Source organism: Microbacterium sp. RU33B, from assembly GCF_900155915.1.
In the GTDB taxonomy this organism is placed as follows: domain Bacteria; phylum Actinomycetota; class Actinomycetes; order Actinomycetales; family Microbacteriaceae; genus Microbacterium.
Genome location: NZ_FTPO01000001.1, coordinates 403,521 through 428,361, shown reverse-complemented (window position 1 = coordinate 428,361; position 24,841 = coordinate 403,521). Strand labels below are relative to the sequence as shown.

Annotated in this window: 26 protein-coding genes and 1 tRNA gene; 6 read left to right on the top strand and 21 right to left on the bottom strand. The window is 70.1% G+C overall.

Annotation, left to right across the window (positions count from 1 at the left end):
* Window position 1: 1 nt before the first annotated feature.
* The gene (locus tag B0B14_RS02025; protein ID WP_076681219.1) at window positions 2-466 is read left to right on the top strand and encodes a MarR family winged helix-turn-helix transcriptional regulator; all 465 of its coding nucleotides are present in this window, start codon (window positions 2-4) and stop codon (window positions 464-466) included.
* A 406-nt stretch (window positions 467-872) separates the two neighbouring features.
* Here the strand turns inward: B0B14_RS02025 and B0B14_RS02020 are convergent, their stop codons facing one another.
* The 8 genes from B0B14_RS02020 to B0B14_RS01985 all read right to left on the bottom strand — a co-directional run bounded on the left by B0B14_RS02020 (window position 873) and on the right by B0B14_RS01985 (window position 9,206).
* The gene (locus B0B14_RS02020) at window positions 873-1,169 is read right to left on the bottom strand and encodes a Dabb family protein (RefSeq protein WP_076679819.1); all 297 of its coding nucleotides are present in this window, start codon (window positions 1,167-1,169) and stop codon (window positions 873-875) included.
* Window positions 1,166-2,182: a sugar phosphate isomerase/epimerase family protein gene (locus tag B0B14_RS02015; protein ID WP_076679817.1), complete on the bottom strand. Its 1,017-nt coding sequence runs from the start codon at window positions 2,180-2,182 to the stop codon at window positions 1,166-1,168. The genes B0B14_RS02020 and B0B14_RS02015 overlap by 4 nt, the downstream gene beginning before the upstream one ends.
* Before the next feature lies 1 nt (window position 2,183).
* Window positions 2,184-3,053 (bottom strand): sugar phosphate isomerase/epimerase family protein, encoded by an 870-nt coding sequence (locus B0B14_RS02010; protein WP_076679814.1) that lies wholly within the window; start codon window positions 3,051-3,053, stop codon window positions 2,184-2,186.
* A gap of 88 nt (window positions 3,054-3,141) precedes the next feature.
* Complete coding sequence (locus B0B14_RS02005; protein WP_372236627.1) at window positions 3,142-4,341, bottom strand: substrate-binding domain-containing protein; 1,200 nt, start codon at window positions 4,339-4,341, stop codon at window positions 3,142-3,144.
* Window positions 4,342-4,355: 14 nt separating this feature from the next.
* On the bottom strand, window positions 4,356-5,438 hold the full coding sequence (locus B0B14_RS02000) for an ABC transporter permease (protein WP_076679809.1): 1,083 nt from the start codon (window positions 5,436-5,438) through the stop codon (window positions 4,356-4,358).
* Window positions 5,435-6,529: an ABC transporter permease gene (locus B0B14_RS01995; protein ID WP_076679807.1), complete on the bottom strand. Its 1,095-nt coding sequence runs from the start codon at window positions 6,527-6,529 to the stop codon at window positions 5,435-5,437. The genes B0B14_RS02000 and B0B14_RS01995 overlap by 4 nt, the downstream gene beginning before the upstream one ends.
* A complete protein-coding gene (locus tag B0B14_RS01990) occupies window positions 6,526-8,103 on the bottom strand; it encodes a sugar ABC transporter ATP-binding protein (protein WP_256714213.1) in 1,578 nt (525 codons plus the stop codon). The genes B0B14_RS01995 and B0B14_RS01990 overlap by 4 nt, the downstream gene beginning before the upstream one ends.
* Window positions 8,100-9,206, bottom strand: coding sequence for a Gfo/Idh/MocA family protein (locus tag B0B14_RS01985; RefSeq protein ID WP_076679803.1), 1,107 nt, complete (start codon window positions 9,204-9,206; stop codon window positions 8,100-8,102). Before B0B14_RS01985 ends, B0B14_RS01990 begins: the two co-directional genes overlap by 4 nt.
* Before the next feature lie 114 nt (window positions 9,207-9,320).
* Here B0B14_RS01985 and B0B14_RS01980 point away from each other — a divergent pair, with 114 nt between their 5' ends.
* Window positions 9,321-10,511, top strand: a complete 1,191-nt coding sequence (locus B0B14_RS01980; RefSeq protein WP_076679801.1) for an ROK family transcriptional regulator — start codon at window positions 9,321-9,323, stop codon at window positions 10,509-10,511.
* A gap of 141 nt (window positions 10,512-10,652) precedes the next feature.
* Window positions 10,653-11,675: an NADP-dependent oxidoreductase gene (locus B0B14_RS01975; RefSeq protein WP_076679799.1), complete on the top strand. Its 1,023-nt coding sequence runs from the start codon at window positions 10,653-10,655 to the stop codon at window positions 11,673-11,675.
* A gap of 12 nt (window positions 11,676-11,687) precedes the next feature.
* Here the strand turns inward: B0B14_RS01975 and B0B14_RS01970 are convergent, their stop codons facing one another.
* Entirely contained in the window at window positions 11,688-12,575 is an 888-nt protein-coding gene (locus B0B14_RS01970; protein ID WP_076679796.1) for a LysR family transcriptional regulator ArgP, read from the bottom strand.
* Window positions 12,576-12,644: 69 nt separating this feature from the next.
* Here B0B14_RS01970 and lysE point away from each other — a divergent pair, with 69 nt between their 5' ends.
* On the top strand, window positions 12,645-13,295 hold the full coding sequence (gene lysE, locus B0B14_RS01965; RefSeq protein WP_076679793.1) for an L-lysine exporter: 651 nt from the start codon (window positions 12,645-12,647) through the stop codon (window positions 13,293-13,295).
* A gap of 20 nt (window positions 13,296-13,315) precedes the next feature.
* Here the strand turns inward: lysE and B0B14_RS01960 are convergent, their stop codons facing one another.
* Window positions 13,316-13,660 (bottom strand): iron chaperone, encoded by a 345-nt coding sequence (locus B0B14_RS01960; protein WP_076679791.1) that lies wholly within the window; start codon window positions 13,658-13,660, stop codon window positions 13,316-13,318.
* Between the two features lie 45 nt (window positions 13,661-13,705).
* Here B0B14_RS01960 and B0B14_RS01955 point away from each other — a divergent pair, with 45 nt between their 5' ends.
* Window positions 13,706-13,981 carry an acylphosphatase gene (locus tag B0B14_RS01955; RefSeq protein ID WP_076679789.1) on the top strand — a complete coding sequence of 92 codons (276 nt, stop codon included), beginning with the start codon at window positions 13,706-13,708 and terminating at the stop codon, window positions 13,979-13,981.
* Window positions 13,982-14,037: 56 nt separating this feature from the next.
* Here B0B14_RS01955 and rplA read toward each other — a convergent pair whose 3' ends face one another.
* The 6 genes from rplA to B0B14_RS01925 form a co-directional block, all read right to left on the bottom strand.
* Entirely contained in the window at window positions 14,038-14,727 is a 690-nt protein-coding gene (gene rplA / locus B0B14_RS01950) for a 50S ribosomal protein L1 (RefSeq protein ID WP_076679787.1), read from the bottom strand.
* A 14-nt stretch (window positions 14,728-14,741) separates the two neighbouring features.
* Window positions 14,742-15,173 carry a 50S ribosomal protein L11 gene (gene rplK, locus B0B14_RS01945; RefSeq protein WP_076679785.1) on the bottom strand — a complete coding sequence of 144 codons (432 nt, stop codon included), beginning with the start codon at window positions 15,171-15,173 and terminating at the stop codon, window positions 14,742-14,744.
* A 101-nt stretch (window positions 15,174-15,274) separates the two neighbouring features.
* Window positions 15,275-16,360 carry a transcription termination/antitermination protein NusG gene (gene nusG / locus B0B14_RS01940; protein ID WP_076679783.1) on the bottom strand — a complete coding sequence of 362 codons (1,086 nt, stop codon included), beginning with the start codon at window positions 16,358-16,360 and terminating at the stop codon, window positions 15,275-15,277.
* Between the two features lie 70 nt (window positions 16,361-16,430).
* Window positions 16,431-16,694 carry a preprotein translocase subunit SecE gene (gene secE, locus B0B14_RS01935; RefSeq protein WP_076679781.1) on the bottom strand — a complete coding sequence of 88 codons (264 nt, stop codon included), beginning with the start codon at window positions 16,692-16,694 and terminating at the stop codon, window positions 16,431-16,433.
* Between the two features lie 46 nt (window positions 16,695-16,740).
* A tRNA-Trp gene (locus B0B14_RS01930) sits at window positions 16,741-16,813 on the bottom strand.
* 153 nt (window positions 16,814-16,966) lie between these two features.
* Window positions 16,967-17,404, bottom strand: a complete 438-nt coding sequence (locus B0B14_RS01925; protein ID WP_076679779.1) for a pyridoxamine 5'-phosphate oxidase family protein — start codon at window positions 17,402-17,404, stop codon at window positions 16,967-16,969.
* A 65-nt stretch (window positions 17,405-17,469) separates the two neighbouring features.
* On the opposite strand from B0B14_RS01925, the gene B0B14_RS01920 reads away from it, so the two are divergent.
* Window positions 17,470-18,084 carry a hypothetical protein gene (locus B0B14_RS01920; protein ID WP_076679777.1) on the top strand — a complete coding sequence of 205 codons (615 nt, stop codon included), beginning with the start codon at window positions 17,470-17,472 and terminating at the stop codon, window positions 18,082-18,084.
* 28 nt (window positions 18,085-18,112) lie between these two features.
* Here the strand turns inward: B0B14_RS01920 and B0B14_RS01915 are convergent, their stop codons facing one another.
* The 5 genes from B0B14_RS01915 to gabT all read right to left on the bottom strand — a co-directional run bounded on the left by B0B14_RS01915 (window position 18,113) and on the right by gabT (window position 24,811).
* A complete protein-coding gene (locus tag B0B14_RS01915) occupies window positions 18,113-19,477 on the bottom strand; it encodes an NAD-dependent succinate-semialdehyde dehydrogenase (RefSeq protein WP_076679775.1) in 1,365 nt (454 codons plus the stop codon).
* Window positions 19,478-19,495: 18 nt separating this feature from the next.
* A complete protein-coding gene (locus B0B14_RS01910; RefSeq protein WP_076679773.1) occupies window positions 19,496-21,058 on the bottom strand; it encodes an APC family permease in 1,563 nt (520 codons plus the stop codon).
* Window positions 21,059-21,061: 3 nt separating this feature from the next.
* Complete coding sequence (locus tag B0B14_RS01905; protein WP_076679771.1) at window positions 21,062-21,949, bottom strand: universal stress protein; 888 nt, start codon at window positions 21,947-21,949, stop codon at window positions 21,062-21,064.
* Window positions 21,946-23,304, bottom strand: coding sequence for a flavin monoamine oxidase family protein (locus tag B0B14_RS01900; RefSeq protein WP_076679769.1), 1,359 nt, complete (start codon window positions 23,302-23,304; stop codon window positions 21,946-21,948). Before B0B14_RS01900 ends, B0B14_RS01905 begins: the two co-directional genes overlap by 4 nt.
* Window positions 23,305-23,455: 151 nt before the next feature.
* On the bottom strand, window positions 23,456-24,811 hold the full coding sequence (gene gabT, locus B0B14_RS01895) for a 4-aminobutyrate--2-oxoglutarate transaminase (RefSeq protein WP_076679767.1): 1,356 nt from the start codon (window positions 24,809-24,811) through the stop codon (window positions 23,456-23,458).
* Window positions 24,812-24,841: the final 30 nt, after the last annotated feature.

The window sequence follows — 24,841 nt, the reverse complement described above, 5'->3', positions numbered from 1 at the left end:
GATGAACGCGCACGACAGCCGAGAGCCCCGCACCGCCGCCGTGCGGGCCCTCGAGTCGGAGTTCGGCGAGCTGATCAATCAGGTCCGCCGGCTCATCGCCGAGAACGCCGAGCGCATGAGCCCCGGGATGCTGCCGGGGTCGTACAAGATCTTCACGACGATCGTGCGGCGCGAGAGCATCACGCTGTCCGCCTTGGCCGAAGCGGTGATGGCCGACAAGGGCCAGGTGAGCCGGGCCGTGCGAGAGCTCGAGGAGCGGGGGTTCGTCGCTCGCACGCCGGACCCGGCCGACGGACGGTCGAGCCTGCTCTCCCCCACCCCGCTCGGTCTCGAGCGGCTGGCGACGGCGCGGGCGCCGCAGGAGAGCACGCTCCTCTCCGCCCTCGACGCGTGGGACCTCGACGACATCCGTCAGCTCACGGCGCTGCTGCGGGCGCTGCGCGAACGCACCGCCCCCGGCGCGTAGCCTCACCCCGACCCGCGACGGGCGAACCGCCGCGCGGCCCCGGGCAAGCGATGTCGGCCCGCCAGCCCCGCACCACCCCCGCCCAGCCCCTCCGCCACTCCCGCCCGTGACAGGGGATCTGCCGAAGACAGGCCGAATCCCCCCAGAACAGCCTGTTCTCGGCAGATCGCCTGCGCAGGGCAGGCGGACGGCCGCCTCCGCATCCGTTCACCGCCGCGCCGCGCGTGCGACGCGGCGCGCGTGCGACGCGCCGCGCCCGCCGCCCTCACCCCAACCACCCCGGCCCGCGACAGGCGAACCGCCGAGCACAGGCCGAATAGCCCAACAACAGCCTGTCCTCGGCAGATCGCCTGCGCGGGGCAGGCGAACCCCACCGCACAGCAGAGACGGGGGCGAGCGGAACCCGTCAGTCTGCGACGAAGTCGTACTCCTGGAACTGCGCGACCTCGGGGATCCAGCGTGACTCGACGAATGCGACGTGCGAGGGATGCCCGTTGTAGGCGTCGTACGCCTCCTGGTCGGCGAACACCATCGTGAACTGGTGCGTGAGATCGCTCTTCGGGCTCACCTGGCGGTGGATGGCGAACTCCGAGACGCCCGGGATCGACGTCAGCGCGGCGCGGCCCGCCTCCAGGAACGCGCGCTCCTCGGCGGAGCCCGGCGCGTGCAAGAGTCGGAAGACGACGGTGTGCTGGATGGTCATGGCGTCCCCTGGGTGCTGAAGGCGGCGTCGAAAGCGGCATCCGGAGCCTTCCACAGCAGCGACCGCACGAAGCCGACGGCTTCGGCCGCACCGTGCAGTCGATCCATGCCGGCGTCTTCCCACTCGATCGAGATCGGGCCGGTGTAGCCGATCGCATCCAGAGCGCGGAAGGCGTCCTCCCACGGCACGTCGCCATGCCCGGTGGAGACGAAGTCCCACCCTCGACGCGGGTCGCCCCACGGCAGGTGCGAGCCGAGCACCCCGGCACGGCCGTTGGGGGGCCGCATCCGGGTGTCCTTGCAGTCGACGTGGAAGATGCGGTCCTGGAAGTCCCAGATGAAACCCACCGGATCGATGTTCTGCCACATCATGTGCGACGGGTCCCAGTTGAATCCGAACGCCCCTCGATGATCGATCGCCTGGAGTGCGCGCACCGACGACCAGTAGTCGTAGGCGATCTCGCCCGGATGCACTTCGTGGGCGAAGCGCACGCCCTCGCCGTCGAACACGTCGAGGATCGGGTTCCACCGTGACGCGAAGTCGTCGAACCCGCCCTCGATGACCGCCGCCGGCACCGGAGGGAACATCGCGAGGTAGGGCCAGATGGACGAGCCCGTGAACCCGACGACCGTGTCGACGCCGAGCTTGCGGGCCACCCGCGCCGCGCGCTTCATGTCATCGGCCGCACGCTGCCGCACCCCCTCGGCCTCCCCGTCGCCCCACACGTACTCGCGGAGGATGGCCTGATGGCGGAAGTCGATCGGCGCATCGCACACCGCCTGCCCGGCGAGGTGGTTCGAGATCGCGAAGACCTGCAGCCCGTGGCGATCGAGGATCTCGAGCCGCGACGCGACGTAGTCGTCGTCCTCGTCGGCGCGTCGGAGGTCGAGGTGATCGCCGGAGGCTGCGATCTCGAGACCGTCGTATCCCCACGACGCCGCCAGGCGAGCGACCTCGTCGAACGGCAGATCGGCCCACTGCCCGGTGAAGAGCGTGACGGGGTGGTGTGCCATCTCAGACGTCCTCGGTCTCTGTCGATTGGAGTGCGGTCAGGTAGGCGAGCGATCGCTCGGCGAGGGCGTCCTGCGACGGGGCGAGCGGGCGCCACACCGATGCGGCGACGGCGATCGTGGCGTTGTCCCCGGTGAAGCTCTCCAGCCCCAGGATGCCGGTGTATCCGGCGTCGTCGAGGGCGCGCAGCGTCGCGGGCCAGTCGGTGTGATCGTCGCCGACCGCGCCGCGGTCGTTGCCGCAGACCTGCACGTGCGCGATCGCGGACCCGGCGAGGCGGATGGCGTCGGCCGGACGCTTCTCCTCGATGTTCAGGTGGTAGGTGTCGAGAGCGAGGCCGAGCCCGGGCCCGATCAGCGGGCCCAGCACGTCGAGGGCCTGCTCGACGGTGTTGACGACACTCGTCTCGTAGCGGTTGAGGGGCTCGACGGCGAGTCGGATGCCGGACTGCGCGGCCTCGTCGACGAGCGGGGCGAGGGTGCGGCGCAGCTCCGCCGCCGCGGCGGTGCGCTCCTCGCCGGACATGCGCCAGGTGACGCCCGTCGGGGCGTAGAAGGGACCGGCCACGACGCGTGCGCCGAGCGTGCGGGCGGCGGCGAGGCACGCGCGGAGGTACTCCTGGGTCGCCGCGACGTTGCCGGCGCGCTCCAGGAGCGAGCGGCCGGGGCCCATCGCGCCGATCACGACCGGTGCGAGGCCGGTCTCGTCGATCACGTCGCGCACGTACGCGGCATCCCAGTCCTGCGCCCCCTCCAGCGGCAGCTCGATCGCACCGAAGCCCATGTCGGCGATGCGGCGGGCCAGCGGCCCGACGCCTGCGTCGGTGAGGGGCGAGGTCCACACCCACGTGTTGACGCCGATCGTGCGCTGCATCCTGTGTCCTGTCGGTCGTGCGGTCGGGGTCGCGGCTCGGCGACCGGGGGTGTGCGCCCCCGGTCGCCGAGCCGGCGCCGTTCGTCCGTTACGGGATCTGGCGGTCCTGCCAGACCTGCGGGTAGCCGGGCAGGTTCTCTCCGCCGAACTTGGCGTAGTGGCCGTCGGGCATCCCCTCGTTCTCGGACAGGTAGCGATCGACCTCTTCGGCGTTGATCGGGTTCTGCGGGAGCACCCACTCCTTCGGGACCTCTTCGCCCGCGAAGATCTTCGCCGCGGCGAGCAGCGGCGTGCGCCACTGGAAGTTCGAGTACACCGGGGCAAGACCCGTCAGGCCGGTCTCCTTCCACTTGCGGAGGAAGCTCATCTCGTCCTCACCCGTCATGACGGGGTAGTCGACGCCGGCGTCTTCGAAGGCCTCGATCGCCGCGACGGCGCCGTCACCGGCATCCATCCAGACACCCGCGACATCGCCCTTGGCGAGCTCGTCCGAGATGATCGTCTTGATCTTCGCCGGGTCGGCGCCCGTGAAGTAGTCGACGGCCTCGATGCCGGCCTCGTCGAACAGGTGCTCGGCCGCGGCCCAGCGCTGCTCGAGCACGTCGACACCGGGGAGGATGCGCAGGCCCACGACCTTCGCGCCCGGCTCGAGGTTCTCGATGAGGAACTCCGCCGTGTCGATGCCCCACGCGAATCCGCCGATGGGGTGGATGAACGTGACGGGGCAGTCGGTGTTGACTCCGCGGTCGAACACGATGACGGGCTTGTTCGTCGCGCAGGCGCGCTCGACGGCGGGCGTCATCGCCGCGGTGCTGTTGGGCGAGATGAGGAAGACGTCGCAGTTGCCCTCGGCGATGAAGTAGTCGATGTCGGCGATCTGCGTGTCATCGGAGTCCTGCGCGTCGCGGGTCTCCATCTCGCTGATCGCACCCGACTCCTGCAGGACCTGGAGCTGCTGGTTCATCGTGATCCAGCCCGTCTGGCGCCAGGGGTTCGAGATCGACGCGTTGGCGAAGCACGCCTTCTTGGCGCCGGGGCTCGCGTAGGCCGACGTGTCGACCATCTCGGCGTTGATGTACTGGAGGTAGGGCTCGTCCTCGGGGCCCTCGGGAACGACCTCGCGCTCGGCGTACTGACGGTCGAACACCGCCTGGTCGAACCACTCGTTGGCTTCGGCGGGGGCGCTCGGCTCGCCGGACGCGTCCGGCGGGGCCACGGAGGGATCGGTCGTACACCCGGCGAGGGCGAACAGGCCGACGAGCGCCACCGTCGTGGTGGCGATCTTCATCGATCGTCGCATTGCTAGTCTCCTCTTGTTTCTGCGACGCCCTCGGCGGCGAGCGCAGGTGATGCGGACGGTTGAACCGCGGTGCCCGCGGGGGCATCCGGTTCCTTCCCCTGGTCGGGAGAAGCTGTGGGGGCCGCGCCTCGGCGGCGGGAGCGGAACGCGACGCCGGAGTAGGCGACGGCCGCGATGATGATGACGCCCTGCACGGCGTCGCGCAGCGTCGAGGGGACGCCCGCGATGTTGAGCAGCAGGAACAGGCTCTCCAGCACGAACGCGCCGGCGACGGCGGCGACGATCCAGCCGCGCCCTCCGCCGAGCACGACGCCGCCCAGCACGACGGCGGTGATGGCGATGAACTCGTAGCCGCGTCCGACCGACGGGTGCACACCCGCGTAGCCGACGAGCAGCACGGCGGAGAGCGTGGCCGACAGCGACGAGATCACGAACGCCCGTGTGACGATCCACCAGGAGCGCGCACCCGCGTACTCCACGGCCCGTGCGTTGTCGCCGAGCGCGACGAGGGTCTTGCCATAGGGCCGCTGGGTGATCCAGATGCCCAGCGCGAGCCAGGCCGCGAGGATCAGCACCGCCCACGGGATGAAGTCCAGGAACGGGACGTCGCGGATGCCTCCGCGCCCGATCTGACGGAAGCTGTCGGCCGGGTTGCCCGTCGCCGCTCCCCCGGTCCACCACATGACCGCACCGAGGAGGGCGAGCATCATGCCGAGCGTGACGATGAAGGACGGCACCTTCAGCAGCGTCGTGATCAGGCCGTTGACGACGCCGATCACGATCCCGAACGCGACCATGAAGAGCAGCACCGGGACGGTGCGCGAGTCGTCCTGCCCCACGAGGTTGCCGGCGATGATCACCTGCGCCGTGATGAGCGACCCCTGCGACAGATCGAACTCCCCGGCGATGATCACGAAGAACTGGCCGATCGCGACGATCGCGATCGGGGCGACCCGCTGGATGAACCGCATGATCTGGCCGGGTTCGGCGAAGTTCGGGTTGAGGATCGTGACGGCGACGAGCAGCACGACGAGCAGCAGGAACACCGCTCCGCGCGGGCTGACGAGGGTCTTCAGCGCCTTCATCGCGCACCCCCTTCCGTCGCGGCGCCGGAGTCGTCGGCCGCCTCCGTGAGGGCGACGGATGCCGCGGCCATCGCGGGGGCGGCGACGAGGGCCGCCGCGTCCCCGCCCGTTCTGGTGCCGCCGGGGCCGAATCGCGCCCGGCGCCGCACGATGGCCCGGCGACTGTAGACCGCGACGGCGGCCACGATCACGATGCCGCGCACGACGTCCTTGAGGAACGGGTTGACCTGCATGACGCTCATGACGCTGTCGACGACGGCGAAGATCGCGACGCCGCCGATCGTGCCCCAGATCGACCCGCGGCCGCCCATGAGCAGCGTGCCGCCGAGCACGACCGCGGCGATCGAGAGCAGCGCGTAGCCGCCCTGCTGACCGACCGTCGGGCTGCCGACGCCGAGACGGCTCGCGAGCAGGAGGCCGGCGAGCCCGGCGAACACCGAGCAGAGCACGTGCGCCGCGATGAGCGGAGGTCGGGTGCGCAGACCCGACAGGCGCGCGACCTCGGGGTCGCCGCCGACGGCGAACAGGTGGGCCCCGGTGCGGGTGCGCCCGAGCAGGAACCAGATGAGCACCGCGAGGGCGATCATGATGATCGTGGAGACGGGGATGGGGCCGAGGCCGGTCGCACCGATCAGCTGGAACGCCCACGGCACCTCGCCGGCACTGCCCTGGAAGCTCGTGTTCAGCACGCCCTGCAGGATGAGGCCGACGCCGAGGGTCGCGATGAAGCCGTTGACCTTGAGCACCGTCACGATGAGGCCGTTGGCGAGCCCGATGCCGGCGCACACCAGGAGCGTGAGGGTCACGGCCCACGGGATGTTCGCCGGGTTCCCGGCCATCGTCGTCGCCCCGATCAGGCTCGCGAGGCTCATGACGTAGGTGACGGAGAGGTCGAGCGAGGCGCCCAGGATGACGAGGGTCTGCCCGATCGCCACGAGGCCGAGGACGCTCATGCCGGTGAGGATGTCGCGGATGCTGCCGGGGCTGAAGAAGTTGCGCCCCGCGGTGGTGACCAGGATGGCCCCGATCACGATGACCAGCAGCAGGATGCCCAGCACGATGACGGTCGAATCGACCCGGACGCGCTTCATCGCGTGCCTCCTTCGTCGGTGGTGCGCGGATCCTCGACGACGGTGTTCTCCGTCTCGTGCGACCCGGTCGCGGCGGCCAGCACCTCGTGCTCGGCCGACCCGGCCGGAAGCTCGGCGGCGAGTTCGCCGTCGCGCATGACCAGGATGCGGTCGCTCATGCCGATCACCTCGGGCAGCTCGCTGGACACCATGAGCACGGCCTTGCCCTCGGCCGCGAGCTGGCGCATGAGGTCGTAGACCGCGATCTTCGCTCCGACGTCGATGCCGCGGGTCGGCTCGTCGAACAGCACGACCTGCGGGCCGGTCGCGAGCCACTTCGCGAGGACGACCTTCTGCTGATTGCCGCCGGAGAGGAACCGCACTTCGCGGTCGAGCGCACCCGTGGTGATCTCGAGCGAGCTCAGGATGCCCGGCACCTCCCTGCGGGCGGCGCGCGCGCGGCCGGCGAAGACGCTGCGGATGACGAGGAGCGAGTTGTCGAGGACGGACTGGTTCAGCGCGAGACCCTGGGCCTTGCGATCCTCGGTCACGAGGGCGAGACCGGCCTTGACGGCCGCGCGAGAGCTCGTGAAGCGCACGGGCGCGCCGTCGAGGCGCATCTGCCCGCGCGTGAAGCCGTGCACGCCGAAGATGCCCTCGACGAGCTCGGTGCGGCCGGAGCCCTGCAGCCCCGCGACTCCCACGATCTCTCCCGCGTGGAGGGTGAGGTGGACGTCGTCGACGAAGTCGTTGCCGCAGCCCTCGAGCTCGATGCGCGCGGCGCCGACCCGCGTGCCGTCGATCGGCCCCGGGAAGAAGGATTGGATGGGGCGGCCCACCATGCGGCGGACCAGCTCGGCAGGGGTCAGGTCGGCGGCGGCATCCGTCGACACGAGCGCACCGTCCTTGAGGATCGTGATGCTGTCGCAGAGGTCGAAGATCTCCTTGAGGCGATGCGAGACGTAGATGACGGCCACGCCGCGGGCGGTCAGTCGCCGGATGATCGCGTACAGCAGCTCGACCTCGGGGTCGCTGAGCGCCGCCGTCGGCTCGTCCATCGAGATGACCCGCGCATCGAACGACAGGGCCTTCACGATCTCGACGATCTGCTGCTCGGCGACCGTGAGCGAGCCGACGCGGGCACTGGGATCGATGAACGTCACGCCGAGGTCGTCGAGCAGGCTCTGCGTGCGCCGCACCATGCCGCGCGTGTCGATGAAGCCCGCTCTGCGCGGCTCGCGTCCGAGGAACACGTTCTGCGCGACGGTGCGCTCGGGCAGGAGGTTGAATTCCTGGAAGACCGTGACGAGACCGGCGCTCATCGCCTGCAGCGGGTGGGTGAACTGGACGGGCCGACCCTCGAACTGGACGGCGCCCTCGTCGGCGAGGTGCACGCCCGCGAGGATCTTCATGAGCGTCGACTTCCCGGCGCCGTTCTCGCCCACGAGCCCGTGGACCTCGCCGCGGCGCACCGTGATGTCGATGCCGGAGAGCACCCGCACTCCGAAGAAGCTCTTGCCGATGCCGGTGGCGCGCAGGACGATCTCCCCGTCGCCGGCGGGGACGGGGGTATCGGCGAGCATCGTGTCGCTCATGCGGGCACCTCGATCCAGGAGCGGCTCTCGGCCGATTCGAGCACTGCGGCGGTGAGAACGGCGGCGCGCAGGCCGTCGGCGAACGTGGGGAGGCCGTCGGGCGTCTCGCCCGCCACGGCCGCGTAGACATCGGCGATGAAGCCGTCGAACGCATCCTGGTAGCCCATCGGATGCCCCGCGGGCACCCGCTGCAGTCGCGCGGAGTCCGGGGCGGCCGTGGCGGGATCGCGCAGCAGCAGGCGCGAGCCCGCGCGATCGCCGATCCACAGCTCCTCCGGGCGCTCCTGCTCGAAGCGCAGGCTCTCCGACGAGCCGTGCAGCTCGAGCACGAGGGCGTTCTTGCGGCCGGGCGCCATCTGCGACACGAGCAGGGTGCCCACCGCACCGGATTCGGTCTCCACCAGCAGCGCCGCGATGTCTTCGTTGGTCACGGCACCGTCGCCGCGTCGCTCGAACACCCGACGGGTGCGGGCGGTCAGGCGCGCGATGCGCTCCCCTGCGACGAACTCGACGAGATCGCACAGGTGCGAGCCGATGTCGGCGAACGCCCGCGACGGCCCACCGGCGGCGGCGTCGGCCCGCCAGTTCTCATCGCCCGGAAGCAGCATCCAGTCCTGGAGGTAGGCCGCGTCGATGCTGAGGAGCGTGCCGACCTCGCCGCCGGCCACACGGGCGCGCGCCTCACGCACCATCGGGTGGTAGCGGTACACGAACGGCACGGCGGTGACGACGCCGCGCTCGGCGGCGGCCTCGACCAGCGCGCGGGCGTCGGCGACGTCGGTGGCGAGGGGCTTCTCGCACACGACGTGCTTCCCCGCCCGGAGCGCGGCGAGCGCCAGCGCGGCGTGGGTGGCGTTGGGAGTGCAGATGTGCACGACGTCGATGTCGGATGCCGCGAGCAGCGCGGCGGCGTCCACTTCGGCACGGGCGACGCCGAGCGCGGCGGCGGCGGCTTCGGCACGGTCGGGACTCGACGTCGCGACACCGACGAGGACGGCCCCCGCGGTGCGGGCGGCGGAGCTGTGCACGCGGGCCATGAACCCGCTGCCGAGGAGTCCGCTGCGGATCGCGCCGACGGCGATGTCGGTGACGTCCGTTGTCATGGGGACGATACTGACACGACACGATCGACTTTTGCTAGTGCTTCGTCAAAAGTGACCTCTTCGTGATGTAGAAGTCGCATGAGCGACACGGTCAAGCTGTGCTTTACTGTCGCCATGGTCGATGCGGCACGCGGCTCCGGAGCCGCGAATCCCGGCGCGGGAGAGATCTTCCAGATCCTGCGCGACGGGCGCGCACGCACGAAGGCGGAGCTCGCCACCCTGACAGGGCTGGCCCGGTCGACCGTCTCGACGCGCGTGGATGCACTCCTGGGGCTGGGCCTCGTCCGCCCCGCCGGTGAAGCGGTGTCGACGGGTGGACGCCCTCCGGCGCGCGTCGCCTTCAATCCCCTGGCCGGCTTCGTGCTCGCGATCGACCTCGGCGCGACCCACGCGACCGTCGCCGTGGCCGACCTGAGCGGACAGATCCTCGATTCCCTCACGCGCGAGCTCGACATCGCCGACGGACCCGAACCGGTGCTCGACATCGCGATCGCCGAGGGACGACGGCTGCTCGCCCGCGGCCAGCGGGATGCCGAGCGTCTCGTGGGCATCGGCATCGGCGTGCCCGGCCCGGTGGAGCATTCGACCGGGCGGCCGACGAATCCCCCGATCATGCCCGGCTGGGATCGCTTCGACGTGCCCGGCTACGTTCAGAACGCGTTCGACGTGCCCGTCCTCGTCGACAACGACGTCAACATCCTCGCCCTCGGAGAGCACGCGATCAGCTGGCCGGGTGTCGACGACCTCGTCTTCGTGAAGGTGTCGACGGGCATCGGCGCCGGGATCATCTCCGGCGGCGTCCTCCAACGAGGAGCCCAGGGCTCGGCCGGCGACATGGGGCACGTGCACGTCCCCTACAGCCACGACTCCCCCCGTCCACCCGGCGACGAGCGCGACCTGGAGGCGATCGCGAGCGGCACGGCCGTCGCCGCGGATCTGCGCGCCCAGGGCATCGACGCGACGGGCAGCTCCGACGTCGTCACCCTCGTGCGCGCGGGCAACACCGCCGCGATCGCCGCGACGCGGCAGGCGGGGCGCGAAGTCGGGGAGGTCCTCTCGACGGTCGTCAACATGCTGAACCCGTCGATCATCGTCATCGGCGGGAGCATCGCCCGAGCCGGCGAGCACCTCCTCGCGGGCGTGCGAGAAGTCGTCTACCGCCGCTCGATCCCTCTGGCCACTCAGCATCTCGGGATCGTGCAGTCGCAGGCCGGAGAGCGCGCCGGGGTCCTGGGGGCCGCGATCATGGTGACCCAGCACGTGCTGTCTCCGGCGAACATCGACGCCCGCGCGGTGCGCGGCTGAGGCATCCGCTCTCCGCGGAGCCCCGACGGGCTTCGCGCATCGGTAGCGCCGGCGTAACACGGGCGAGACATAGACCGAGTTGACTGGTGCCACGAGCGTGCGCAACAGCCGACGACGGCGTTCGCGGAAAGGAGTGGAGCGATGAGATTCCGACCGCTGCGGACAGCATCCGCCCCGGGGATCGAGGCCCTCGCCGTCTCCGAGATCCCGGAGCGGATGCGCGCCGTCGTCTTCGACGCCCCCGGTGCCCCCGATGTCCTCCACGAGGCGACCGCCCCCGTGCCCTCGCCCGTGCTCAGCGAAGTGCTCGTGCGGGTCGTGGCGGCGGGCATCAATCCGATCGATGCGAAGACCCGCCAAGGTGCGGGGGTCTCGGGCGCGATCTCGTCGTATCCCGCGATCCCCGGCTTCGACTTCAGCGGTGTCGTCGTGCATTCGCCCTACGAATCGCACCCCTTCGCCCCCGGCACACCCGTCTTCGGCATGGCGTCCTTCCCGCGCTCGGGAGGGACCTACGCGGAGTACGTCGCCGTCCCCTCGCTCTCCCTGGCCCGCAAGCCCGCGTCGCTGTCGCACGTCGAAGCGGCCGGCGTGCCCCTGGCCGCGCTGACCGCCTGGGGCCTCATCGTCGAGACGGCGCATGCCCATGAGGGCCAGCGCATCCTCATCCACGCCGGCAGCGGCGGCGTCGGGCACTTCGCCGTGCAGTTCGCGGCCTACTTCGGCGCGCACGTGACGGCGACCGGTTCGGCGCGCAACGCATCGTGGATGCGCGAGCTCGGCGCATCCGTCGTGATCGACCACACGACGACGCGATTCGACGAGGTCGTCAACGATGTCGACGTCGTGATCGATCTCGTGGGCGCCGACACCGGCACGCGGTCGCTGCGGGTCATCCGGCCGGGCGGGCTGTACATCCTCGTGCCCACGGGATCGTGGCCCGACTACGCGACCGCGGCTTCGGCCGCCGGCATCCGAGCCACGAGCTACAAGGTCGTGCCCGATGGCGGCGCGCTCGCGACCATCGCCCGGCTGCTGGACTCCGGCGCGGTCCAGGTCTACGTGGATCGGGTGTTCGATCTGTCGGATGCCGCCGAAGCGCACGCGGTCCTGGAGGAAGGCCACACCCGCGGCAAGATCGTGCTGCGCGTCAGCGACGACTGACCGGGTGCCCGCTCACGGACGGGCGAGCACGATCCGCCCCTCCGTCACCACCGCATCGGCGATCGCATCGAGCAGCGGCGAGCGCAGGTTCCACTGCTGCCAGTACAGCGGCACGTCCACCGGATCGCCCCCCAGGGGCACGAGGCCGCCGTCGTCGAGCTCCGCATCGGACTGGAATCCGGGGAGCAGACCCCAGCCGAGTCCGAGCTTGATCGCGACGGCGAAGTCGTTCGACGCCGGCACGTACGAGCGCGGCGGGGCGGCGGCATCCACTCCCCTGGCCTGCAGCCACTGGGACTGCAGATCGTCGCGGCGGTCGAACTCCACCAGCGGCGCGGCCGTCAGTGCGTCTCTGCTCGCGCCGTCCGCGAGCCACCGCGACGCGAACGCGGGTGTCGCGACGGCACGGTAGCGCATCGTGCCGAGCTGTACGACACGGCATCCGGCCACCGGCGTCGCCCGTGAGGTCACAGCGCCCATCACGGTGCCGGCTTCGAGGAGACCTGCGGTGAAGTCCTGGTCGTCACGATGGAGGTCGAACACGAGCGGATGCTGTTCGGCCAGCCGGGCCAGCGGGGGCAGGAACCACGTCCCCAGGGAGTCGGCGTTCACGGCGAGCGGCACGGAGAACGTCGCGCCGTCTTCGGCCCCGAGCTCGACGAGGGCGTCGTGCTCGAGGAGCGCGAGCTGTCGGGCGAGCCGCACGACCGCGGCGCCCGCCTCGGTGACCCGGGCCGGCTTGGAGCGCACCAGGACCACGCGGCCCAGCTGCTCCTCCAGGGCCTTGATGCGCTGACTCACGGCCGACGGCGTGATGTGCAGACGCCGGGCGGCGGCGTCGAGCGTGCCTTCGTCGACGACGACGGCCACCGTCTCGGCGAGGTCGTAAGGAATGCGCATGAAGTGAGGCTAATGCACGTGAAGAATCATGAGCTGGCCTTGTTTAGCCCTCCGCCCTAGCGTGGAGGCGTGCTCACCCCTGTCCTCGCCGGTCTCGGCCTCGGCTTCTCGCTCATCATCGCGATCGGCGCCCAGAACCTCTTCGTGCTGCGCCAGGGTCTGCGCCGGGAGCACGTCTTCGTCGTCGCGGCGGTGTGCGCGGTCTCCGATGCCGTGCTCATCGTGCTCGGGGTCTCGGGCATCGGCTTCGTGCTGCAGGCCCTCCCGTGGCTCATCGACGTGGTCCGATGGGCGGGCGCAGCCTTCCTGATCGTGTACGGGCTGCTCGCCGCCCGGCGGGCCTGGCGTCCGGCGCCCCAGGCGCTCGAGGTCGTCGAGACCGAGGAGGAGGCGTCGAGCCCCCCCCCGGCATCCGCGACCCGCACGGCGACGCGCCTCGCCCCCGTCGTGCTCACGGTGCTCGCCCTGACGTGGCTCAACCCGCACGTGTACCTCGACACGGTCTTCCTCCTGGGCACGGTCGCGAACACCCACGGCGACGATCGGTGGCTGTTCGCCGCGGGCGCCGTGACCGCGAGCTTCGTCTGGTTCTTCGCCCTCGCCTTCGGCGCGCGCTTCCTCAGCCGCTGGCTCGCGACGCCGCGCGCCTGGCGGATCCTCGACGCCGTGATCGCCGTCGTGATGATCGGCCTGGGGATCTCGCTCGTGCTGCCGCACTGAGCCCGATCGCCCTCCTGCACTCAGCCCTCGATCTGGTCCTTGCGGAACGCCACGAACGCCCGGATCGCAGCATCCGGCAGCGGATGCCCCGGCGCGAAGCGGATCGTGCCCTTGTCGAGGTCGAACCCCTCCAGCAGCGGCGCCGCGGCCGCCACCGCGTCGGGGCTGAAGGGGTACACGCCGATGTGCTTCTTCGCGCGCACGACCGACACGAGAGGCTTTCCGCGGTGGACCAGCGCCGGCATCCCGTATCCCTTCCCCTGCTCCGCATCGGGCACGAGCACGCGCGCGATGTCGTAGACCCGGGCGACCGCCGCGCGGTCGTCGGCGTCGAGGGTGGTCAGATACTCGTCGACGGTTCCCATGACGGCATCCTGTCGCGCGGACCCCGGCGCGGGCAAGATGGGGGGATGCGCCGCGTCCACGTGCTCGTCTCCGGCGACGTCCAGGGCGTCGGCTACCGCTACACGCTGCGGATGGTCGCGCACGACGCCCATGCGTCCGGCTGGGTGCGCAACCTCCGCGACGGGCGCGTCGAGGCCGAGATCGAAGGCACGGACGCACAGATCGACCAGGTGCTCGCGTGGATGGCGGAAGGGCCGCCCGGCGCACGGGTCGACGCGGCGACCGTGACGGATGCCGCTCCCACCGAGGAGCGCGGGTTCGAGGTGCGCCGCGACCGCTGAGTCCGGCAACGGCGAAGGGCCCCACCCGCAGGTGAGGCCCTCCGTGATCCGAGGGATCAGAACGCGTTGACGTCCAGCGGGATGCCGGGACCGAACGTGGTCGACACCGCACCCTTCTGGATGTAGCGGCCCTTCGAGCTCGAGGGCTTCAGACGCACGATCTCGTCGATCGCGGCCGCGAGGTTCTCGTCGAGCTGCTCGGCCGTGAACGAGGACTTGCCGACGATGAAGTGCACGTTGGCGTGCTTGTCGACGCGGAACTCGATCTTGCCGCCCTTGATGTCTTCGACAGCCTTGGCTGCGTTGGGCGTCACGGTGCCGGTCTTCGGGTTGGGCATGAGGCCACGGGGGCCGAGCACCTTTCCGAGACGACCGACCTGGCCCATGAGCTCGGGGGTCGAGACGGCTGCGTCGAAGTCGGTCCACCCTGCGGCGACCTTCTCGATGAGCTCGGCGCCGCCGACCTCATCCGCACCCGCGGCGATCGCGGCCTCGGCGGCCGGACCGGTCGCGAACACGATGACGCGGGCGGTCTTGCCCGTGCCGTGCGGGAGCATGACGGTGCCGCGCACCATCTGGTCGGCCTTGCGGGGGTCGACGGCGAGCTTCAGCGCGACCTCGACGGTCGAGTCGAACTTCTTCGAGCCGGTCTCCTTCGCGAGGACGACGGCCTCGGACGGGGAGTAGAACTTGTCGCGGTCGATCTTCGCCGCGGCGGCCTCGTAGGCCTTGGACTTGTGTGCCATGTCTAGCTCTCCCCTCAGTCCTCGACCGTGATGCCCATGGAACGGGCGGTGCCGGCGATGATCTTCGAGGCGGCCTCGAGGTCGTTGGCGTTCAGGTCGGGCTGCTTCGTCTCGGCGATCTGGCGCACCTGCTCCTTGGTGAGCTTGGCGACCTTGACCGTGTGCGGCGTCTTGGAGCCCTTCTGGACTCCGGCGGCCTTCTTGATGAGCTCCGCGGCGGGCGGGGTCTTCAGGATGAACGTGAAGCTGCGGTCCTCGTAGACGGTGATCTCGACGGGGATGACGTTGCCGCGCTGCGACTCGGTCGCGGCGTTGTACGCCTTGCAGAACTCCATGATGTTGACGCCATGCTGACCGAGCGCGGGCCCGATCGGCGGCGCCGGGTTGGCGGCACCGGCGTTGATCTGAAGCTTGATCAGGCCGGTCACCTTCTTCTTCGGTGCCATTCTTGTTTCCTTTCATCGAACGGATGCCGGAGCATCCGTTCTCCCGCACGCCCGGCATCTCCGGGCAGCGGTTCCCCCGGGCAGAGCCCGGGAAGTCTGGGTCAGAGCTTGGTGACCTGGTCGAACGACAGCTCGACCGGCGTCTCGCGCTCGAAGAGCGAGACGAGCACCGTGAGCTTGCCGCTCTCCGGCTTGATCTCGCTGATCGTTCCGGGAAGACCCGCGAACGAGCCCTCCTTGATCGTGATGGTCTCGCCGACCTCGAAATCGACCTCGGCGGGGATGGTGCGCGCGAGGGACGGACCGCGCTTGGCGCCGCCGGCCTTCGTCGTCGCGACCTCCTTGACCTCGACGAGGCTCTTCAGCATGTTGAAGGCCTCCTCGAAGCGGAGGGGAGTCGGGTTGTGCGCGTTGCCCACGAAGCCCGTGACGCCGGGCGTGTGACGCACGACCGACCAGGTGTCTTCGTTGAGCTCCATGCGCACGAGCACGTAGCCGGGGATCCGGACGCGCGTGACCATCTTGCGCTGCCCGTTCTTGATCTCGACGACGTCCTCCATCGGGACCTCGATCTGGTAGATGTCGTCCTCGACCTCGAGCGTGTTCTTGCGCTGCTCGATGTTGGCCTTCACCTTGCGCTCGAAGCCCGCGTAGGAGTGGATGACGTACCACTTGCCGGGGAGCATCCGCAGATCCATGCGGAACTCCTCGTACGGGTCGACGTCGCCGTCGGACTCCTCAGCGGCTTCGGCGTCGTCAACCTCGGCCTGCGCCGCACCGAGCTCGCCCTGGAATTCCTCGTCGAGGACCGGACGGTCTTCTTCGCCGTTCACGTCGGGGCCGTCGTAGGGCGTGACGTCGTCGGCGTGGGCCGCGACGTACTCGGCGGCCTCTTCTGCGATGGATTCGTTGAGGGCCTCGGCTGCAGCCTGCGCTTCCGCGGCCTCGTCGATGTCGAGCGCGTCGTTCACGATGGCGTCGGCCTCCGGGTCGTCGATGTCGATGTCGATGTCTTCGAGGTCGGACGACTCGTCGTCCTCGTCGATGATGTGCAGAGCAACGTGCTCGGCGGGCTCGACGGAGCGCTCCTCGGCCTGGAGGACGTTGCCCTCCTGGGCCTCGTCGTCCTCGGAGGACTGCTCGGCGGCCGTCGCCCAGTCGGCGTCGTCTGTATATCGTTCTGACACTTGGTTCTCTTCCGTTGACGGGTGGGGATGCCCCGAGGAGGCACAGCCCTTCCCTCGTGCGGTCAGTTCGTCAGGAGGGGATCCCGAAGACGTTCTGCGTCACCCAGACGAAGAACACGTCGAGGCCGTAGACGATCCCCATCATCACGATGACGAACCCGAGCACCACGCCGGTGAACTTCACGAGCTCCTGGCGCGTCGGCGTGACGACCTTGCGGAGCTCAGCGAACACCTGACGGATGAACAGAGCGATGCGCGCGAAGAAGTTCAGCTTCTTCTCGCGGGGCGCGTCGCTCTTGGCGACGACCTCGCCGTTCGGCTCATCCTGGACCATCGAAACCCACCTGATTACCTTCCATGAATCGGCTCGCGCCGACACGCAGGGCGGACAGGAATCGAACCTGCAACCTGCGGTTTTGGAGACCGCTGCTCTGCCAATTGAGCTACCGCCCTAGAGGCCTCGAGGCCCCGGGATGCCTGCACTCCCCTGCCGGAACCCTCCATCGGAGGGCCGCCCACGAGTGGGCATGGCGAAAGAATGCAGACTTCAACTGCACGCTCAAGTGTACGGCATGGCCGAACCCGCCGCGAACCGAGGGGCGGGTCTCAGTAGTCCTGGATGCCGTACCTGTCGGGTTCGGGGCCGCGGCGGAAGGCGCGTCCGGACAGGCTCGTGGGGGTGATGCGGACGTAATCGTATTTGAGCGTCGGGATCCACGGCGAGAGCGGCAGCGCGTCGGCGCGCTCCACCTCCGCCGCGGTGTCGAGGCGCCGCGCGTGTCCGCGTACGACGACGCTCCAGGCATCCGTCCCCGTGTGGTCGTCGGCCTCGAACAGGACTTCGTCGTTCACCGTCAGCTCGAACAGCTTCGAGCCGCCGGCCGTGCGGAACACGATCGATTCGTCGTCGACCACGTAGTTGACGGGGAAGACGTCGAGGACGCCGTGGGCCTGCGTCACGAGGCGACCGAGCTCCTGCGTGTGGAGGTGCTCCCAGCACTGCGCGTCGGAGAGCGATGCGACGACGTCGGAGTTCTCGTCCATGCTCCCATCCTGCCCACTCGGAGGCGGCCGCGACAGGGGCCCCGGACCGTGAATACGATTCCCTCATGGCACTGGATCAGACCCGGCTCGACGCCCTGTGGGACTTCGCCGACGCGGCGGGATCGGAGGCCCGCCTGCGGGCGGCGGCGGACGCGGAGAAGGATGCCGCGACCCGCGCCGAGCTCCAGACCCAGATCGCCCGGGCGCTCGGCCTGCAGGAGAGGTTCGCCGAGGCGCACGCCCTGCTGGACGCGGTCGCGTCGGAGGATCCCGCGGCGCACGTGCGGACCCGCCTCGAGAGAGGACGCCTGCACAACTCCGCCGGCGACCCGGATGCCGCGATCGGGGACTTCCGCGCGGCGGCAGCGGTCGCGGCATCCGTCGGGCTCGTCTTCCTGCGGGTCGACGCGCTGCACATGCTGGCGATCGTCGAACCCGACCACGCCGACGACTGGACGGCCGAGGCCCTCGCGGTGCTCGACGAGACCGACGACCCGCGCACGCTCCGCTGGCGCGTCGCTCTGCACAACAACGCCGGATGGTCGCACGTCGACGCGGGCCGCCTGCCCGAGGCCCTGGCCTCGTTCCAGGCGTCGCGCGAGGCCGCCGAGCGGTGGGGAACGCCTCAGCAGGTGGCGTGGGCCGACGAGGCCATCGCAGAGCTGCCCCGCGACCGATGATCGGTCACGGGGCAGCGTCGACAACGGGTCAGGAGGCGATGCGGATGAGCTTCTTGTTGACGAACTCGTCGGCGCCCAGCAGACCCATCTCCCGGCCGGTGCCGCTGCGCTTGACGCCGCCGAACGGCAGCTCGGGGCTGTCGGCGAGCACGACGTTGACGTAGACCATGCCGGCGTCGATGCGGTCCGCCACACGGGCCGCCTGCTCCTCGTCGGTCGTGAAGACGTACGAGCCGAGACCGAAGGCGGTGTCGTTGGCCAGGTGCACGGCGGCGTCCTCGTCGGCCACGCGGTAGACCACGCCCACCGGCCCGAACAGCTCTTCGCGGTAGACGTTCATGTCGGGCGTCACATCGGTGAGCACCGTGGCCGGGTAGAACGCGCCGTCGCGCGTGCCGCCCGTGGTGACCGTCGCCCCCTGCGCGACGGCCTCGTCGACCTGGGCTGCAAGACGCTCGGCCGCAGCCAGCGACGACAGCGGGCCGAGGACGGTGTCTTCGGCGAACGGGTCGCCCACCTTGGCATCCGCCATCAGCGCCGTGAACTTCTCCACGAACGCGTCGTACAGTCCGTCGACGACGATGAAGCGCTTCGCGGCGTTGCACGACTGCCCGACGTTGTCGAGGCGCGCATCGACGGCCATCTGCACCGTCGCGTCGAGGTCGTCGGTCGACAGCAGGATGAACGGGTCGGACCCGCCGAGCTCCAGCACGACCTTCTTGAGGTTGCGGCCGGCGACCTCGGCGACGGCGGCGCCGGCGCGCTCCGAGCCCGTGACCGAGACGCCCTGCACGCGCGGATCGGCGATGATGTCGGCCGACTGCTCGTTCGTGACGTAGAGGTTCGTGTACGCGCCCTCCGGCAGACCGGCGTCGCGGTAGATGGCCTCGATCGCGGCCGCCGACTCCGGGCACTGCGGAGCGTGCTTGAGCAGGATCGGATTGCCGATCACGAGGTTCGGGGCCGCGAACCGCGCCACCTGGTAGTACGGGAAGTTCCACGGCATGATGCCCAGCAGCACCCCGATGGGCGAGCGGCGCACGACCGCCGTGCCCTCGCCGAGGATCTCCAGCGGCTGGTCGCCGCAGATCTTCTCGGCGTTGTCGGCGTAGAACTCCGTGATGTCGGCGGCGAAGTCGACCTCGCCCAGCGCGGCGGCCAGCGGCTTGCCCATCTCGCGCACGATGGTCTCGGCGAGCTCGTCGCGACGCTCGCGGTGCAGCTCCGCGGCACGGCGCACGAGCGCGGCGCGTTCGGCGACCGGGGTCGCCCGCCATGCGCGGAACGCGGCATCCGCCGTCGCGAGCTTCTGCTGGACCTGCTCGTCGGTGAGGGTCTCGTACGTGGCGAGGGTCTCCCCCGTCGCGGGATTGACGACCTTGTAATCGCTCATTTTTCTCCGATCGCTTGTTCAGACAGTCTGACGTGCGCGACGGGCGCTCGGCGGAGCATCCATCGACAGCGTCTGTCCCTTGAAGAAGGCGGGGCGCTTGATCGCCTGCCAGATCATGATCACGACGCCCACGACGATGATCAGCATGCCGAGGATGAAGACGATGCCGACACCGCCGATCTGCGAGCCCGATCCGTAGGCCGGGTCCATCGAGTCGATGAGCGTGGTGACGAACAGGACGGCGAGGATCACGCCGCCGATCAGCGGGAACAGGAACGTGAAGAAGACGTTCCGCGTCGAGTCGAACCACTGCTTGCGGAAGTACCACACGCACGCGAACGCGGTGATGCCGTAGTAGAAGCAGATCATCATCCCGAGGGTGAGGATCGTGTCCCACAGGGTGTCTTCGGAGACGATGCGCATCACGACGTAGAAGCCGGAGGCCACGATCGCCGAGACGATCGTCGCGTAGCCCGGCGTGAAGAACCGCGGGCTGACCTTCGCGAACGACGACGGGAGGGCGCCGTAGTGGCCCATCGCCAGGAGCGTGCGGGCCGGGCCGACGAACGTCGACTGCAGCGACGAGGCCGATGACGTCAGCACCGCGAGCGACACGAGGAACGCGAGGGGACCGAGGATCGGGCCCGACAGGAAGAAGAACGCGTTGCTCTGGATGTCTTCGTTGCCGAGGCCGAGATCGCCCGTGCCGACACCCGCGAACATGATCATCGCGACGGCGAGCAGCAGGTACAGCGACACGATCGTGATGACCGTGAGCGTCGCGGCGCGACCGGGGGTCTTCTCGGGGTCCTTCGTCTCCTCGTTCATCGTGAGGGTGACGTCCCACCCCCAGAAGATGAAGATCGACAGCGACAGGCCCGCGGCGACGGCGCCGAACGACGAGACCGCGAACGGGTTGAACCAGTTCCAGTCGAACGGCATGAAGTCGAACGCGTTGCCGTTCACGGCCTGCACGATCGCCGAGATCGCGAAGAACAGCAGCACCGCCACCTGGAAGGTGACGAGGAAGTACTGCAGCTTCTGCGTCGTCTGCATGTCGCGGTACGACACCAGGGTCGCCCCCAGCATGAACAGCAGGCAGACGACGATGTTGATCCACGTCTCGGCCGCCAGGTCGGCGATCGCCGCATTGCCGGTGATCTGGGCGATCAGCAGGAACAGGAAGTCGACGGCGACGCCGGCGAGGTTGGACAGCACGAGGATCGTCGCGACGACGAGTCCCCATCCGGCCATCCAGCCCACCCACGGGCCGAACGCGCGGGCCGCCCACGTGAACGACGTGCCGGAGTCGGGCATCCGGTTGTTGAGCTCGCGGTAGCCGAAGGCGACCAGCAGCATCGGGATGAACCCGATCAGGATGATCGCCGGGATCTGCTGACCGACGACGGAGGCCGTGGGCCCGATCGCCGCCGTGAACGTGTACGCCGGCGCGATGCACGAGATGCCGATGACGACGGCGCCGATCAGCCCGATCGTGCCGGCGCTGAGGCCCTTCTTGGACAGTCCGCCGGCTTCGTCGCCGGGCGTGGGAGCAAGCGGCGTGGCTTCGGGTGCGCTCATCGCTTACGCCTCCTTTTCGTCGGTGGTGCGGGTACGGGGCACGACGACCATCGGCACCGGCAGTTCGTGGAGCATCTTGGCGGCCGTCGAGCCGAGGAACAGCCGGCGCGGCTGCGCGAGCCGGCTCGAGCCGACGAGTGCGAGCTCTCCCGGCTCCCAGCTGAGATGGGCGACGGCGTCTTCGATCGACTCGCCGTCGGCGGTCACGGCCTCGACGGCGAGTCCGTCGGGAAGCTCGCGGCGCGCCTTGGCGAGCACGTCGCCGGCGTGGGCGGCGCCCGCGATGCGGATCACCCCGGTGTCGACCCCGGGTGGGAGGTCGACCGTCACCAGCGACACGAGACGCAGCTCGGCGTTCGCCGCCGCCGTGAGCGCCAGCGCCTCGGCCACGAGAGCCTCGGTGCCGGGGCGCGTGCCGACGGCGGCCGTGATGCGCGTCACGCCGATCGACGGATCGACGTCGCGCGAGCCCTCCGGGGCGAGGGCGACGGGGACGTCGGACGAATGCAGCAGCTCGGTGGCGACCGTGCCGAGACGGTGGCGGCCGCGCAGGCCGCCGTTGGCGGCGCCCACGACGATGAGCGACGCCGCGAGTTCGTCGGCAGCGGCCACGAGACCCTCTGCGAACGACTCCGCCGTGCGCACCTGGGTCGAGACGGCGACGGATGCCGGCACCGTCGCCGCGGCATCCGACAGCCAGTCCTCGGCCTGCTTGCGCACGTGCGCGTCGTAGGCGGCCGCCGGCGGCGTGATGACGGAACGGTCGTCGGCGGGGAGCACCAGGACGAGCTCGATGCCCGCACCGGTGGCGAGGGCGATCCGAGAGCCGAGGGCCACGGCGTCGGCTCCGGCATCGGTGGCGGTGTAGCCGACCACGATGGGTGCGCTCATGCGCGGGCCTCCTCGAGGATGTTCTGCGCCGCGAGGCGTCCCATGCGGATCGCACCGTCGACGTGCTGGTAGCCGGCGCCGGCCAGATCGCTGCAGGCGAGGTGGATGGGGCCGATCGGCTCGCGGAGGAACTCGCCGTAGCGCGAGAGGCCGCCCAGGTCGAAGCTCGCGGCGTAGGCGCCGCGGGTCCACTCCTCCGAGCCCCAGTCGCTCTCGTAGTAGACGATCGGGTTCTTCGCCTCGGGTCCGTAGTAGTGCGAGAGCGACTCGAGGATGCGCTCCTTGCGCTCCTCGGCCGAGAGGCGGAAGACGTCGTCGGCGTGCTGGTCGGACACGAATCCCACGAGGGTTCCGCGCTCGTCGCCGTGGTTGGTGTTGTCGTAGGCCTCGTGGGAGAGCTCGTACGGGCTGAAGGCGGTGCCGGAGAGACCCTGCTCGCGCCAGAACGGACGGTCGTACACCGCGTGCACCTTGATGACGAAGCCCATCGAGATGTGCTGGTGCATCTGGTGCTGACGGCGCGGGAGGGGCGGCACGAACGAGATCCGGTTGTACAGGACGGGGGCCAGCGCGAGGATCGCGAACCGCGCCCGGACCGTGACGCCGTCGGCGACCGCCGTGACGCCGGAGTCGCCCCACTCGAGGGTGCGCACCGGCTGCCCGAGCAGCACGTCGTCTCCGAGGCGCTCCGCGAGGTGCAGGGGAACCTGCTGGAGCCCGCCGACGACCCGCTTGTCGAGGATGAAGTCGGCGTCCACGAGGTGCGAGTACGACCCCGCCGAGGCCGCCATCAGCAGCGACTGCAGGAGCGAGAACGAATGCGTCGGCTTGGTCAGCATCGCCGAGCCGGTCGCGAACGCGAGATTGCGGACGGCTTCGTCGTCATCGGTCTGGGAGCGGAGCCATGCGTCCCACGAGATGCTGTCCCATTCCGCGGCCTTCTCGTGCGCCCACGGGCGGTCGGGGTCGATCTCGGCGACCATCGCGTCCAGACGCTCCGTGATCTCGGCGATGACCTTCTCGGTCTCGGGCGACACCGGGAAGACGTCGCCGGTGAACCTCTTGGTGACGCCGTCGGGACCGACGTACACGCTGTCGCCCTCGCGGTACCGGCTGTAGGTCTCCAGCCCCAGGTCGGCGATCGTCTCGATCAGCGCCTCCTGGTCGGGCGACACCCACTGACCGCCGATCTCGAGCATCGCTCCGTCGATCGTGTCGGTCCACAGTCGCCCGCCCGCACGATCGCGGGCCTCGAGGACGGCGACGGAGAGCCCCGCCTTCTTCAGCTCGTTGGCGGCCGTGAGACCGGCGGCGCCTGCGCCGATGATCACGACGTCTCGGGTCAGCTCTGACATTCGGACTCCTTGCTTCGGGTGCCCCTGACGGGCTCGGGGACCGGTGGTGAGGTTCGGGTGATGCGGGGTCTGGTTCGGGTGTCGCGGGAGGGCGGATGTTTCGGGTTCGGCGGGCCCGGTCCCCCCGGGCCGGACCCGCCGAAGTCGGGGATCAGTGCGCGGCGAGGGAGGCCGCGACGACGTCGAGTCCTTCTTCGAGCAGCTCGTCGGGGATCGACAGGGGCGGAAGGAAGCGGATGACGTTGCCGTACGTGCCGCACGTGAGCACGATGACGCCCTCGGCGATGCACGCCTTGGCGACGGCGCTTGTGAGCGCGGCATCCGGAGCCCCCGTGGCGGGGTCGACGAACTCGGCGGCCACCATCGCGCCCCGGCCGCGGACATCGCCGATCCGCGGGTCGGCCTGCTGCATCTCGGTGAGGCGGCGGACGAGGATGTCGCCGACGGCGACCGCGCGCTGGGCGAGGTCCTCCTCCTCGAACACCTCGATGGTCGCCAGTGCCGCAGCGCACGCGACGGGGTTGCCGCCGTACGTGCCGCCGAGGCCGCCGACGTGCGAGGCGTCCATGATCTCGGCCCGCCCGGTGACCGCCGCGAGCGGCATGCCCCCGGCGATGCCTTTCGCCGTCGTGATGACGTCGGGCACGATGCCGAACACGTCGCTGGCGAACATCGCTCCGGTGCGCGCGAAGCCGGTCTGGATCTCGTCGGCGATGAAGACGACGCCGTTCGCGCGGCTCCAGTCGACGAGGGCGCCGAGGAAGCCCTCGGCCGGGACGATGAATCCGCCCTCGCCCTGGATCGGCTCGATGATGATCGCGGCGAGGCTGTCGGCGCCGATCTGCTTCTCGATCATGGAGATGGCCCGCGCAGCGGCCTCGGCCCCCGTCAGCCCGTCGCGGTAGGGGTACGACAGCGGCATGCGGTAGATCTCGGGCGCGAAGGGTCCGAACCCGCTCTTGTACGGCATGGTCTTCGCCGTCAGGCCCATCGTGAGGTTCGTGCGGCCGTGGTAGCCGTGGTCGAATGCGACGACCGCCTGGCGGCCGGTGAACTTGCGAGCGATCTTCACCGCGTTCTCGACCGCCTCCGCCCCCGAGTTGAACAGCGCGCTCTTCTTGGCGTGGTCGCCGGGAGTCACACGGTTGAGCGCCTCGGCGACGGCGACGTATCCCTCGTACGGCGAGATCGTGAAGCACGTGTGGACGAACTGCGCGACCTGGGCCTGGACGGCCTCGACGACCTTGGGGTGCGCGTTGCCGACCGTCGTGACGGCGATTCCGGCGCCCAGGTCGATCAGCGAGTTGCCGTCGGCGTCCACGACGACGCCGCCACCCGCTGCGACGGCCTCGATCGGCACGGTGTGGCCGACGCCGGCGGAGACGGCTGCGGCCTTGCGGGCCAGCAGAGCCTGCGAGCGGGGTCCGGGGATGCTGGTGACGAGGCGGCGCTCCTGCGGGAGGGAGGGACCGCCGACGGGAGTCGTGAGAGTGTCGGTCGAGCTCATGTGGGCGACCTTACGGCGAACGGATGGCCC